General features: G+C 59.6%; 23 protein-coding genes. 10 read left to right on the forward strand and 13 right to left on the reverse strand.

Annotated features, from left to right (window positions below):
• Positions 1 to 48: 48 nt before the first annotated feature.
• Genes DL1_RS15275 through DL1_RS15320 form a run of 10 tightly spaced genes read right to left on the reverse strand, consistent with a single transcriptional unit; the run spans position 49 to position 4774 of the window.
• Positions 49 to 411 (reverse strand): hypothetical protein, encoded by a 363-nt coding sequence (locus DL1_RS15275; protein ID WP_038067981.1) that lies wholly within the window; start codon positions 409 to 411, stop codon positions 49 to 51.
• Positions 404 to 997 (reverse strand): MT-A70 family methyltransferase, encoded by a 594-nt coding sequence (locus tag DL1_RS15280; RefSeq protein ID WP_177195340.1) that lies wholly within the window; start codon positions 995 to 997, stop codon positions 404 to 406. The genes DL1_RS15275 and DL1_RS15280 overlap by 8 nt, the downstream gene beginning before the upstream one ends.
• Positions 994 to 1206, reverse strand: coding sequence for a hypothetical protein (locus tag DL1_RS15285; RefSeq protein ID WP_038067982.1), 213 nt, complete (start codon positions 1204 to 1206; stop codon positions 994 to 996). Before DL1_RS15285 ends, DL1_RS15280 begins: the two co-directional genes overlap by 4 nt.
• Complete coding sequence (locus DL1_RS15290; RefSeq protein ID WP_038067983.1) at positions 1203 to 2156, reverse strand: phosphoadenosine phosphosulfate reductase domain-containing protein; 954 nt, start codon at positions 2154 to 2156, stop codon at positions 1203 to 1205. The genes DL1_RS15285 and DL1_RS15290 overlap by 4 nt, the downstream gene beginning before the upstream one ends.
• Positions 2153 to 2464 carry a hypothetical protein gene (locus DL1_RS15295; protein WP_038067984.1) on the reverse strand — a complete coding sequence of 104 codons (312 nt, stop codon included), beginning with the start codon at positions 2462 to 2464 and terminating at the stop codon, positions 2153 to 2155. The genes DL1_RS15290 and DL1_RS15295 overlap by 4 nt, the downstream gene beginning before the upstream one ends.
• Positions 2461 to 3036 (reverse strand): hypothetical protein, encoded by a 576-nt coding sequence (locus DL1_RS15300; protein ID WP_156022742.1) that lies wholly within the window; start codon positions 3034 to 3036, stop codon positions 2461 to 2463. The genes DL1_RS15295 and DL1_RS15300 overlap by 4 nt, the downstream gene beginning before the upstream one ends.
• Positions 2924 to 3778 carry a YdaU family protein gene (locus DL1_RS20985; RefSeq protein ID WP_081856362.1) on the reverse strand — a complete coding sequence of 285 codons (855 nt, stop codon included), beginning with the start codon at positions 3776 to 3778 and terminating at the stop codon, positions 2924 to 2926. The genes DL1_RS15300 and DL1_RS20985 overlap by 113 nt, the downstream gene beginning before the upstream one ends.
• Before the next feature lie 3 nt (positions 3779 to 3781).
• Positions 3782 to 4147: a hypothetical protein gene (locus DL1_RS15310; RefSeq protein WP_038067986.1), complete on the reverse strand. Its 366-nt coding sequence runs from the start codon at positions 4145 to 4147 to the stop codon at positions 3782 to 3784.
• Positions 4137 to 4535, reverse strand: coding sequence for a hypothetical protein (locus tag DL1_RS15315; protein WP_051693607.1), 399 nt, complete (start codon positions 4533 to 4535; stop codon positions 4137 to 4139). The genes DL1_RS15310 and DL1_RS15315 overlap by 11 nt, the downstream gene beginning before the upstream one ends.
• On the reverse strand, positions 4535 to 4774 hold the full coding sequence (locus tag DL1_RS15320; RefSeq protein ID WP_038067987.1) for a helix-turn-helix domain-containing protein: 240 nt from the start codon (positions 4772 to 4774) through the stop codon (positions 4535 to 4537). The genes DL1_RS15315 and DL1_RS15320 overlap by 1 nt, the downstream gene beginning before the upstream one ends.
• Before the next feature lie 166 nt (positions 4775 to 4940).
• Between DL1_RS15320 and DL1_RS15325 the strand changes: the two genes are divergently transcribed.
• From DL1_RS15325 to DL1_RS15370, 10 genes are all read left to right on the forward strand, one after another.
• Positions 4941 to 5570: a transcriptional regulator gene (locus DL1_RS15325; protein WP_038067988.1), complete on the forward strand. Its 630-nt coding sequence runs from the start codon at positions 4941 to 4943 to the stop codon at positions 5568 to 5570.
• 70 nt (positions 5571 to 5640) lie between these two features.
• Positions 5641 to 5955 carry a hypothetical protein gene (locus DL1_RS15330; protein WP_038067990.1) on the forward strand — a complete coding sequence of 105 codons (315 nt, stop codon included), beginning with the start codon at positions 5641 to 5643 and terminating at the stop codon, positions 5953 to 5955.
• 78 nt (positions 5956 to 6033) lie between these two features.
• Positions 6034 to 6567 (forward strand): LabA-like NYN domain-containing protein, encoded by a 534-nt coding sequence (locus DL1_RS15335; RefSeq protein ID WP_074854953.1) that lies wholly within the window; start codon positions 6034 to 6036, stop codon positions 6565 to 6567.
• Complete coding sequence (locus DL1_RS15340) at positions 6560 to 6940, forward strand: hypothetical protein (RefSeq protein ID WP_038067993.1); 381 nt, start codon at positions 6560 to 6562, stop codon at positions 6938 to 6940. The genes DL1_RS15335 and DL1_RS15340 overlap by 8 nt, the downstream gene beginning before the upstream one ends.
• Positions 6937 to 7785, forward strand: coding sequence for a hypothetical protein (locus tag DL1_RS15345; protein ID WP_038067994.1), 849 nt, complete (start codon positions 6937 to 6939; stop codon positions 7783 to 7785). Before DL1_RS15340 ends, DL1_RS15345 begins: the two co-directional genes overlap by 4 nt.
• 2 nt (positions 7786 to 7787) lie before the next feature.
• Positions 7788 to 8984 carry a recombinase RecT gene (locus DL1_RS15350; RefSeq protein WP_051693608.1) on the forward strand — a complete coding sequence of 399 codons (1197 nt, stop codon included), beginning with the start codon at positions 7788 to 7790 and terminating at the stop codon, positions 8982 to 8984.
• Positions 8985 to 9374: an HNH endonuclease gene (locus DL1_RS15355; protein WP_051693609.1), complete on the forward strand. Its 390-nt coding sequence runs from the start codon at positions 8985 to 8987 to the stop codon at positions 9372 to 9374. It begins immediately after the preceding gene.
• Complete coding sequence (locus tag DL1_RS15360) at positions 9371 to 9619, forward strand: hypothetical protein (protein WP_038067996.1); 249 nt, start codon at positions 9371 to 9373, stop codon at positions 9617 to 9619. The genes DL1_RS15355 and DL1_RS15360 overlap by 4 nt, the downstream gene beginning before the upstream one ends.
• Positions 9620 to 9681: 62 nt before the next feature.
• Positions 9682 to 9915, forward strand: coding sequence for a hypothetical protein (locus DL1_RS15365; protein ID WP_038067998.1), 234 nt, complete (start codon positions 9682 to 9684; stop codon positions 9913 to 9915).
• Positions 9912 to 10187 (forward strand): hypothetical protein, encoded by a 276-nt coding sequence (locus DL1_RS15370; protein WP_143081712.1) that lies wholly within the window; start codon positions 9912 to 9914, stop codon positions 10185 to 10187. Before DL1_RS15365 ends, DL1_RS15370 begins: the two co-directional genes overlap by 4 nt.
• A 479-nt stretch (positions 10188 to 10666) precedes the next feature.
• Here DL1_RS15370 and DL1_RS20990 read toward each other — a convergent pair whose 3' ends face one another.
• From DL1_RS20990 to DL1_RS15385, 3 genes are read right to left on the reverse strand one after another with little or no spacing between them, the layout of a single operon-like run.
• The gene (locus DL1_RS20990; protein WP_143081711.1) at positions 10667 to 11122 is read right to left on the reverse strand and encodes a hypothetical protein; all 456 of its coding nucleotides are present in this window, start codon (positions 11120 to 11122) and stop codon (positions 10667 to 10669) included.
• 21 nt (positions 11123 to 11143) lie between these two features.
• Positions 11144 to 11374 carry a hypothetical protein gene (locus DL1_RS15380; protein WP_038068000.1) on the reverse strand — a complete coding sequence of 77 codons (231 nt, stop codon included), beginning with the start codon at positions 11372 to 11374 and terminating at the stop codon, positions 11144 to 11146.
• Positions 11375 to 11387: 13 nt separating this feature from the next.
• Positions 11388 to 11699, reverse strand: a complete 312-nt coding sequence (locus DL1_RS15385; protein WP_038068002.1) for a hypothetical protein — start codon at positions 11697 to 11699, stop codon at positions 11388 to 11390.
• Positions 11700 to 11780: the final 81 nt, after the last annotated feature.

Genomic DNA, 11780 nt, shown 5'->3' on the forward strand with positions numbered 1-11780 from the left:
TGCTAAATTAGCAACTATTGCTGCACATTGGCGAGCTTGTCGTTCCGCTTAAACACAGTTGCCGTATTTAAGTTTTTCCCATTTTCGATATTTTGAGATCCCATCAGAGAGGGTGCAGCCCGTTTCAGCCGTGTATGCCTGCTCTCTCTTGCGAGATTTAGCGACAAGCGGGTGCTTGCTGAGGAAGGCCTCAATTACTCCTGCGCGATAGCGATCCCGCGCCCTCAACCAGATGTCCTCAACGGCACGATGAAGATAGATAAGATCTACTCCATTCCACCTGACCGGCTTTTCTGTCCTGATCGAAATGGTTTGGTCTGGAAGGATCTCGACACTGAACGCAAGACGCGCTGTGCGCTGTCCGTTTTCATGCGAGATCACAACGTCATCCGGGTAGTAGTATTTAGCCATTCTGCGCTCCAAATTTTTCGGTTTGATTTCCCCATGTGACCCAGCCTGCTCGCTTCTGACGGGAGAACAGCTCGACGCGCGGGACATCAGGTATCAGCCGCTCTGCCTCGATGAATGCCTCGTCAGGTTTGCGGGAATGCTCTCTCACCTTGCCCTCGATCACGGAGCGCACCGAACGCGAGGTCTTCGGTTTTCCGCGCGTCCCGATCAGATAGGGTTCGCCCGCGCACCGGAAGATGTAGCCGGTCCCGAAGGCGAGCTTGCCGTGGGTCGTGCGTTTGACCCAATGGCCAGCCGTTTTGAAGGTGAAGCCCCACGCTGCCAGCACATCGAGCCCCTGCGGGATCATTGGATTGGTGATCCATAGCCAGAGTACGCAGTGGTCAGCCGCAAGCGCATCGCCTACCGGGAGCGCCTTGATCCAATCCAGCCCTTGGCACTCATATTGGCCACGCGCACCCTTCTTGGTCGCCCCTCGATCTGACCATGTTTCCATCCTCCACGGCGGATCTGCCATGATCATCTGGAAGCCGCCGAACGGTCGCATCTCGATCCATTCGCGGGTGATCTGGTTAGGATCGATCATGTCGCCTCCATCAGGGCGATTGCCTTCTTGATCGGATCGATCCACGCGCCATAAACACCTGGGCGGCGGGCCGCGAGCTTGGTGTAGAAATTCAGCCATCCGGGCAGATCAGATGCGCGGATCTTGCTGCGCCATGCCCCTTTCGACATGACGGCGGTTTTCAGGTCGCGAGAGATGATCACCTTGGGTTTGGTTGCGGCGGTCATCATTCACACATCCCGTATTCCGAGGCACAAGCAGGTTCGAACATGGGATACTGACGCCCGCCGCGATCTGTCTTCGCCCACTCGAATACCTCGTCGGCTCGTGGAAACCGGTATTCTCCAGTTGCGCCTGTTTCTCCGCGCTTCGCTGCTGCCGCGCCTTCCGGTGTCGTATCGCTGGCGAAGAACGTGGCCGCGCCCCGCTTGGATGCTTCCGCCACAAGAACCTCCCATTCCATGAGCTTCGCGATAGCCTCTGGGTCATGCTGCCCGATCAGCTTCAACTCGCTCTTTCTGGCATTGATGCATGGCCAGCACCCGACACGGGATGCACCAAGCCCGTAGAGCGGGTTCGGATCGATGCCATGTCGCTCATGCATCCAAAAGACCGCATTCCAGCCCCAATGTGCTATCGGCGCGAAATAGATCATGCTTCGCTTCGGCTCGATCCAGCGGACGCGGCGAACGCGCGGCGTGTCAGCCCGGCGCCTGCTCTCTGCACGGCGGATGCCAAGCCATTGCACCACGTCGCCATGCTCAAGGGCTGGCGTCAAAACATGTTCGACGGGCTCGATCTTGAGATGCTGCGTGCAGAACTGCGCGCCGGCTGATGGGAAACGTCCTTTCCAGAGGCACAGATCAAGAAACGGATTTCCAGTCGGCTGAATGATATCAAGAGCCCGTTCTATCCGATCACTTGGCACGCCGTGTTCGGCCCACTTGCGCTGGATGAACGCACGCTTCTTCGCCATGCGCTCGGTGAAGTCTGCGCGAACTGCCTCAATCTCCGGCCCGCCCGTCTTGCGCGACAAGTCCTTGATGAAATCGACCGTCGCCGGATGCTCATGGCCCGTATCGGCCCAGACCGCGCGGAAAGGGCGCCCGCGCTCGATTGCAAGGAGGTATGTCGCCGTGCTGTCCTTACCGCCCGAGATGTTGACGATATGCTCGATCATGGATTTGACCCTCTGTTCCGGTCCCGTTTTTTCTTCGAAAACCTGCGGCGGCGTTTGTAATATCTCAGCATTTCTTGGGTGATGATCGTGCGGACCCGGCCATGCTCCTCCGAGATCGCGTAGAAGATCCCTTCGACTGGCACGCGGAAGCGATAGATGAAGCCGCCGCCCGCAGCTGGCATGACGCGCTCAACCAGCTTGTCATCCTTTGCGCGGATCGCGCGCTCTATCGCCCGCACCAGCGTGAGCCCATCCACCGATGTGATGCCGCGCTCCCGCGCGCGCTGTGCTGGGTGGATCTCGTTCATTTTTCGCCCTTTGACTCCCGCCGCGCCTCCGGCCACGAAACAGCGCTGCCAAGCAGCTCCTGCGACTGCGCGCGCCGCCGTTCGAGCGGGATCTCTCCGCCACGGGGCTCTCGGGTGTGGTCGATTTCTGGGCGCGACTTGATGCCGAACCCCAGAACCGCCTCGGCCACACGCACCGGCCCCATCTCGATTGCGGCTCGCTCCTCGATGTCGCCCGGGAGCGGGCGCTTGCGGCGCGCGGTGTTCTCGGCGGAGATCCACCACTGACAGGCCCGGGCGATAGCCCATGCGGGGTTTCCACGCAGCGCCGCGACCCAATCGGCAGCAATGGCCTCTTGCACCTGTGGCGGAATGTCGGCGGCGAAATAGTGCGTCAGGAGCGTTGCGATCCGCGCGGTGATCCATTTGGTCGGCGCGGGCCGCTTGAGCTCGTCCACCTGTGCGCGCAGCTGATCGGCCTCAGTCTTCGAACCGATCCGCTGCCCGCGAAAAGCCTGCGAGCAGGTTATGATGCGCGCCGCCGCTTCTGGGGTGACGACTTGCGCCCGCGCTGATGGAAGATTGGGGTCCATGGAGATCTCCTTCGGCAGGTTGGAGGGGAAGCGCCTGCTTTTCCGCTGCAAGACGGCGCATCGGCGCGGTGAAATATGAGAATTTGCTGGGAAGGCCGTCGCGCTTCGTCTGCATGCACTCGGCAATTGTGGTGAGGATTTCCTCGTGGCTCAGTCCAAGGTCGTTTGACCACCGCCCGGCCTCCAGCATGTCGGTCTGTGTGCCGAGCATTCGCCCGCCGTGGCCCGTGAGACCGGACACCGGATCAGGGACGCCGATGGTCCGAAGGATCCGCTCGCGCCATGTGGCATCAGCTGATGGGGATTTCTCGCCTCGCGTGTGCGCGCGCGCACCACCACCACCTACCTTTGACTCTGGTTCTGGCTGCTTTGGCGAATTTCTAGCGTTCGCTAGAGTCGCTTCGTTATATTTCAATGCTTTAGCTTTACCGCCGAGCGCGCCATTCTCGGAATTAATTTCGGACTTGTTGCGCGCTTTCGTGAGTTCTTTGCGCAGGCGCTCATTCGATACCTTGCCGTTGCTGATCTCAAAATAGGGGCAGATCGCCTCCCATATCTTCGGCCAGCCGCGCGAGATCCGCGCGACACGCTGTAGCTTTTTGTGGTCGTTCGGCAGGCTTCCGCCTCGCTGCCACATCGACATGAGTAGGAGGATGTAGGCGCCGACTTCGCGTGCATCGAGCTCTTGCACGTCAGCGATGAAGTCCGGCACCCATAGCTGCATGTATGGGGTTTTGCTCATTGGTTAGGCCTTTGCCAGCCACCAGCGATCCGTGATCGGTCTGATGCTCATATCTGGTTCTGAGGTGGCTTCCCCGCGGCTCCGCATCGCGTAGAGAACGTGTCTCACTCGTTCCGCGTTCGCCTCGATGTCGTGGCGCTTGCGCAGGATCTCGGGAATTTTTGGGGTGTGAACGCCGGGATAGTGCTGCAGGACATCCCGCAGCGGGGCAGTCAGGCGCTCTGATGGCGGAACGCGCGCGGGCTTCTTCTCGGTCCGATCCGCTAATTTCTGTTGCGGCGTCAAGAGATGCGCCGCCTCTGGGTTCCACGGTGTGAAAGGGATCGTCACCCGCTTCTTTGGTCTGTTGTCCTCGGTGCTAGCTGTCATGCTCGACCTCGCGTGACAGAGTCACTTCGACGCGCGCGGCCTTTCGGCCTTCGGCTGGATCAAGGATTGGTGGTTGTGGCCGGAACAGATAATCATCGACGCCAATCGCGTGAGCGATCGCATCGAGACCGGATTTCATGCGCGATGTCAGGTTGTCTCGGTCATATGGGAAGTTTCCCGGCGGTACGAAGCGCATGGAAACCGTGATCGGGCTGCCATCATGTTTAATGCGCCGGATGCCCTGAGCAACCAGTTCTTGACCAGCATGCGTCTTGTATGCCTTGCGCGCCCGGTGCAGCTGCATTGGGTGCTGCTTCTTGTTCGGTGATAGGCAATGCCCGGGAAAGGGCAGGGTGACGGTGAAGGGCAGGGTCTTGATGATCGCCATCAGATCTGCCCCGCACGCGGCACGAAGTCGGCGCGGTCGTATTGCACCCCAGCGCTGTCAGCGAGAGCGAACAGCCGCGAAAGCTGAGTGCTCTTGATCACGCCGGACCGCCCGCCTTTGTCGAATGTCATGACCCAGCGTTGAACAGTGGATCGGTGGAGCCCGAGCGATTCGGAGACCTTTGTCGGGCCTCCCAAATTTTCGATCAGAGCCTTTGCTGCTTCGAGTTGGTCTGCCATAGAGTCCCCGTTGTTTCTGCTCTTGGTAGAATAGACACGTATGTGCAGCATTGTGTATCTGTTTTAGGAACTCTTGATCAACAACTAAAGATGCTTATTTCGCAACTATGTTTTTTGATGCCATGATAGGCCTGTAACTGAGGCCCGTATTTTTCGAGGAAAACTAATGAACGAGATTGAAGACTGGTGCCGTAGCGCGATGGCGCATGCCGACATGAACCAGACGGATCTGGCCGCCGCGCTGGAGCGGGAAACCGGCATTCGGACGCAAAAGAGCAAGATATCAAAGATGCTCAACGGCAGCCGCGAGTTTCTGGCAAAGGAAATGCTCGCCATCGCAAAGATCACTGGCTACCCCCTGCCGAACGCGCATCTTTCGACGGCGCAGACCAAATATGCCGTCACGGCTGGGGGTGTGATTACGCATTTGGAGGCTGGTTTGCTGCCTGACATCGTGATTCCTGCCATAATCAGGGGGCATGACTTGTGTGCCGCGATCATCGCCAGCGAGAACATTACGCCCGCATGGGAGCGCGGGACGGTCGTGTTCTACGACGAGAATCGCGATGGTGTAGATCCGGAAGATCTCGGTAAACCTTGCATCGCGCAGATCGAGGGCGGTCAGACGATGATCGGGACCGTCCGCAATGGATCGGAGCCCGGGCTGTTCCATATCCACGCTCTGTCCCGGTGGTACGAATCGGTGTTTGACCAAAAGTTGGCCTCGTGCAGCAAAATTGTTGTCGCTGTTCCGCCAGAGCTGGCGTTAACCTCTGGCGGCGATAGTATCCAATAAAGAAACTTTTGCATTGACCGGATGAAGTCCTGCGCCTAATGTTTCCAAATAAGGAACAGGAGCAGCAGATATGAACCCGGAAAACAGACCGCCGCGCAACCCTGCCGTGATGTCACAGGAGGTTGCGCGGCGTCTCTTGCATAGCGAGACCCGCAGCCACATTTCCCGCGCGACCAAGGAGGAGGCGATTCACTGCCTCGTCAATCATGGTGCCGGGCGCTGCGACTATGACCTAGCCCGTCAGGCCAGAATGGAATTGGAGCGCGAGCGCGGTTGCATGCCGAGCTGGTTTGCGCCGGTCGCAGCCGGAATGTTCGGCGGCTCCATCAGCATGATCGTCATTCAGTTTCTGATCATCATCGATCCCTTGTCGCTGTTGCGGTGAGCCATCGGTGTGCGCCCTCGCGGGGGCGTCATCCGATGGCAGCAAGCTATCATTCGACAAATAAATTTAGAGGGAATGATGTCTGACAAGAATAGAGTCGCGATGATCGTTGACGGGGCAAATACCTTTTCCGCAGCGCGCGCATCATGCTTTGGCATCGACTGGAGCAAGGTCTATGCGGCTTATCACAACCGCTACAATTGCCTTGCTCGGTACTATGCGACTGGTACGCGCCCAGACGATGATCACCACAATCCAATCGCGAAGCTGCTCGATTGGCTGGAGTATAATGGATTCCGCGTCGTGCGTCGCGCCGGGAAAGAGTTCATCTCTGATGATGGGCATGTCAGCCTGCGCGATGCAGATGTGCGGGTTGATATCACGCTGATTGCCGTTGGCATGATCGGGCGTGTTGATGAAATCCACCTGTGGACCGGCGACGGCGCCTATGTGCCGCTTGTCGAAGCGTTGCAGCGTGCTGGGATCCGGGTGTCCGTCATTTCGACCATTGCAGCTGCATCCGACAAGCTGCGCCGGGCCTGCGACGACTTTATAGATCTCGACAAAAACCGCGAACTCTTCGCCCGGGAGGCCGTCGAAGAGAATGCGTGAGCCGACCCCCATCATGGAACTTTACGCGTGGCACCGCGCCGCGCTGGCCGGTGAGGATCCGCCGCTCCATGACGGCCAGCCAGAATGCGGCTGGTTCAAGACCAAGCTGGTCAAGGGGGGGCCTTGGGTTGCGGCGCGGATTTGGGTCGAGCGCGAGATCGATCCAGAGACCGGCGAACTGGCTCAGCCGGAAACCTATCGGTGCGAGATCGACGGGGAACGGCGCAATGCGGAAAACGCATGGAGCCGCGTTTGCAAGAACCCGATCACACGCGGCGAACATGACGCCCTGATCGCAATGAAAGAGACGCTGCCCGAGATGCGGGCAGTGATGAAGGAAATTGATCTCACAAAGGAACCGATGCGACCATGACATCCCATGAAACCCTGCCCGACCGGGGCCACAACAACCCGCCCGAGATCCTGCCCGTCCTGCCGCCCGTCAAATCGGCTGGCGAGCTCGAAGACAAGGTTGAAGCTGCGAAAGCCGAAGCCGCGAAGCAGGCCGATCCGCCCCCCTATGACGTGACCGCCCATGCCACGCTGGGCAACAACGTGATGGCGTTCTGCGATGCCTGCGGAGCATGGAAGGATCTCAAGGAGATCACCACGAAAGAGCAATCCGAACGCCTGACTGACTTCGTGACCGGCGCGCGTGGGCTCTACAAGAAGGTCGAGGAACAGCGCAAGGCCGACAAGAAGATCCACGATGATCGCGGCAAGGAAGTGCAAAAGGCATACACCTCGCTCACCGCGAAGCTGGAAAAGGTCGCTGACGACATGAAGGCGATGCAGGCGATTTGGATCTCGAAGGAGAACGAGCGTATCGCCGCCGAGCAGGCTGCCGCGCGGGCCGAGGCAGAGGCCAAGCTCGAAGAGGCTCGCCGCGCCGCCGCCGCGGCTGAGACGCGCAATGACGTGTCGGGCGAGGTCGATGCCGCTGACGCGATCAAGGAAGCCGAGAAGGCGGTGAAATCTGCCTCCAAGGCGAAGACCGCGAAGGCGGGCAGCGCGACCGGCGCAGGCCGCTCGATGTCGCTGCGCAAAGTCTATGAATGCGAGATCACGAACATCAATCACGCATTCATGGCGTTCCGCGAGAATCCAGAGGTTGCCGAGCTCCTGACACGGCTCGCGAACGCGGAAGTGCGCTCCCAGAAGGGCGAGAAAGTCGCGCCCGCTGGCTTCAAGCTCAATGAGAAAAAGGTGGCAGCATGAGCATGAACCTTACAAAAACACCGCTCCGCCAAGTCAGCAATGTGCAGGGGCTCTTGAAGAATGAAGGGGCCCGCGATCAGCTGGCAGCCGTCGCGGCGAAGCACCTCACCCCAGAGCGCATGATGCGCGTGGTGGCGAATGCGATCCGCACGACGCCGAAGCTGCAACAGTGCGAGCCGATCTCCTTCCTGGGCGCGATGATGCAATGTGCCTCGCTCGGGCTCGAACCGAACACGATCTTGGGCCATGCCTATCTCGTTCCGTTCGACAACAAGCGCAAGAACATCACAGAGGTTCAGGTGATCGTCGGATACAAGGGGCTGATCGATCTTGCACGCCGTTCCGGTCATATCACCTCGATCTCCGCGAACATCCACTACAGCGATGACAAGCTCTGGCTCTACGAGGAAGGGACGGATGCCAAGCTGCGTCACCAGCCCGGCCCGCAGCAGGGCGAAAAGCTCGATGCCTACGCGATCGCGCAGTTCAAGGATGGTGGCCATGCCTATGTGGTCCTGCCGTGGGCGCACATCATGAAGATCCGCGACGGGTCGCAGGGCTATCAGTCGGCGGTGCGCTACGGGAAGGAGAAGACGCACCCGTGGGTGGCCTATGAGGACGAGATGGCGAAGAAGACCGCCATCCGTGCGCTATCCAAATATCTCCCGCTCTCCGTCGAGTTCCGCGATGCTGTCGAGATCGATGAAAACCGCGCTGACTATGCCGCGTTCGCAATGGATCCGACCGATGGCGTGACGATCAATATGGATGGCGAGATCGAGGACGAGTCCGACGAACCAGAGAAGGAAGAGCAGCGTTCTGCCGAAAAGACCAAGGCCGAACCAAAGATGCGCGACGTGACCCCGGAACAGGACGCCGCGCCGAAGGACGAGCAGAAAGAAGAGCGCAAACCTGCCGCCAAGAAGCAGGAGAGCGCGCCCGAGGCTGATCAAGATCCCGAGCCCGAGCATGATGACGGCGGTTTGAAGCATTCCAAACGGGGCAAGGAGGAGCCTGAGAAAGATCTCTCGTGGGCGCTCCAGCTGCGCAACAAGATCGGTGGCGATCTTCTCGATGGTGATGTCGATACCGTCCTCAAACAGCACGAGGAAGGTATCAAGCGCGCCGAGGTCGAGGCCCCTGAGATCCACGCCTCGATCATGGAGGAAGTGCAGTTCTATCGGGATCAGGGGGCATAAGTGGAGGGGCGCAAGCGAAAGCGCCTCACGAAGTGGCAGAGGGCAGACGTTCTGCAAGCGAACGGCTACCTCTGCTACCTCTGCGAGGAGAGGATCAATTCGGCCCGCGAGGATTGGGAAGTCGAACACGTCATCCCGTTCGCTCTGGGTGGTGCCGATGATCCGTCGAACATGCGCCCCGTTCACTGCCACTGCCACAAAGAGAAAACCAAGACCGATGTAACCCGGATCGCGAAGGCGAAGCGGGTGAAGAAAAAGCACGACGGCACTTTCCGCCCGACGCGGAATCCGGTGCCGGGGTCAAAGGCTACGGGTCTGAAAAAGATGCTCGACGGCTCGGTGATCGACCGTGCCACGGGCCGAGTAATCAAGCAGGGATGGAAGAAATGACCGCACGCCTCAAAGCGAAGCACATGGCGATAGAGTTCAGGATCTGGGCCATATGCAACCCCATTGGCTGGGACATCACCATGAAGGAAGTGGCGCAGCGCCTTGGCATCAGCCAGCGCGCAGTTCTGCACGCGGCGCGGCGCAAAGACTGGTGCAGTCGGTTTCGCGCCCACCAGACCGACTACATCGGCAAGTTCGTGGATCACGAGATCGACGCAATCGACCGTATGATGGGTGCAGCATGACTACGACAAATCCGCGCTGGGGATGGGCTGATGAAGCTAGAGAGCGGTGAGGTGATCCCGCTATGAGCCGGGCCGAGAATATCCGGGGCAGGGATCTCGGCCGCATTGAGCGGTCTCTTGAGATCGTCGCGGTCCTTGTCGGCATTTCTCCAGCCTATGAGCCGATATTCGAGCGGTTGGAGATTGAGCACCGCCGTGCGCTGGCCGCAAAGCGCGTGAACCCTGTTGTGAATGCGCGCGAAGCTATCGCTCTAGCGCGCGCGGCGAAGCACCAAGTGAAGGAGGGCGACAAGTGAAAGGTATGAAGCCAGTGGAAACCCCTAAGATATCCAAATATGTCGATTGTGGGCCAGATGATCGCGCAGCACTCATCGCTGATTTAGATCATGACTATGCCAGTGACATCGAGCGCCGGGCCAGCGCGATGATCATGACGCTTGGGCGCGAAATGGATGCGGGCATCAAGGAAGTCTTTCGCCTGAGCGAAGAGAACCGCAAGCTGCGTGATCGCGCCGTTGATCTGCGCAAACAGCGTGATGCTGAGATCAAAAAGCGCGCGGACTGGTAGTGAAGATGTCATGATGCCGTGCGAACCGTACAAGCCGCAAGACGAGGCCGACTGGCAGGATTGCTGGAAAGTGACATGCGCAGCCTGTGCTCGTATGCCGGGGTGCGATATTTGCGAGTCGATGATTGAACACCTCTCTGGAGACGGTGCGCCTTGGCCTGAAAATGGGTTCGTACAGGACGATGGCGCTGGCGTGTCATGCCTTTCATACGAGCCGAACGGCAAAGCTCCGAAGATCAGCCGCCAGCAGCTGCGCAGACTTGCTCGAATGAACCCTGCAACGCTACCTCAAATGTGCGCGGGGTGTGCCGCTACGAAGGGTACCGATGCCAGCAAATCGAGACACACCCGCCGCGACTTTGAGGCCGCAGTGAGGGACCATCGCCAATTCCTCTGCCATGAGCGGCCCGGGTACTGCGGAGGCTGGGTTCGGGCCATGCTGGCCCGCGCCGGAAAACGAGTCTGAAACACCGGGGGAGTTAGTTGGGCTTGGGGAAAAGATCGGAAATAGCGCGCTTCGCCCGCTTCCGTTCTGCGATGCCTCTCGCCCTCATCGGCGCGTCATAGGCGTTGTGGCAGGCTTGGCAGAGGGCGCGCAGGTTGTCGCGCGCGCAGTTTTCGGGTTGATGGTCAAGATGCGCGACGGTCAGGATGACCTTGACCGGACCGCGCGCGTTGGGGTCGAAGGTGTCCCAATCCGCGCCCGGGATCGGCTCTCCAGTCTGCGCATGAAACGAGTGGTCGTGTGCCGACGCATCTGCGTAGCGGTATGCGGGCAGCGACGCGCCGTCTTGATTGTCGCTGCCGCGCAAGATCGTCGCGCCGTTCTCCACACTGCACCATTCGCACCGCTGCCCGGCTTCCTCGCGGACCCGCGCGCTGATGGCGTTCCAGTCGTCAGGGTATCGACTTCGGTTCTCGGGGCGGATTGGCATTGTCCTTGGCCTCCGGCGTTTTTAGGATTCGTAGAGATCTTGAGGATCATCATTGATGATGATGTTGATTTCGGGGTCACGTCGCATGGCAAGGTTGCGGGCCGCAAAGGTAGACATGGCGGCAATGGCAGCCCCATGCATTGCCATGGTCTGCGGGGGAATATGGCGGCGCTGCTTGTGTTTCTTCGCCGCGTTTTCGGATCTGCGCTTCGCTGCCTTCTTCGCAGCTGGGCGGGCGTTCTTCCTTGGCATGGTGCCTCCGGCGTTAGCTGGGCCGCTGCATCGAGCAGCGCATCCAGCGGGTTCTCAGGGCGTTCCAGCTTCCGCTGTCGAGGCGTATTTCACCGATGGTGTCGCCGTCGGCGTCGAGCAGGTCAGCCCAGAAGCGGGTGTGGCCGTCGATGCCGCCGCCGACATGGCCAGAAATGCTGGCCCGGTTCAGGGTCGTCATGACCGCTGGCCGTCCTTTCTCGAATGTGACCGCCTCTGCGATTTTCAGGTCGTCGTCTCCGACGATTTTGCACAGCATGAATCCGGTAGTCTCCGGCGGGACATCACTCTCAAATTCAAGCGCCATATCGGCCTCCGGTCGTGGGGTTCATGGTGCCTCCGGGGTTTTTAGGACTGGTCGTTTTCGGCTTCGTATAGCGCCTGATCT

It is taken from the genome of Thioclava dalianensis (assembly GCF_000715505.1).
GTDB lineage: Bacteria > Pseudomonadota > Alphaproteobacteria > Rhodobacterales > Rhodobacteraceae > Thioclava > Thioclava dalianensis.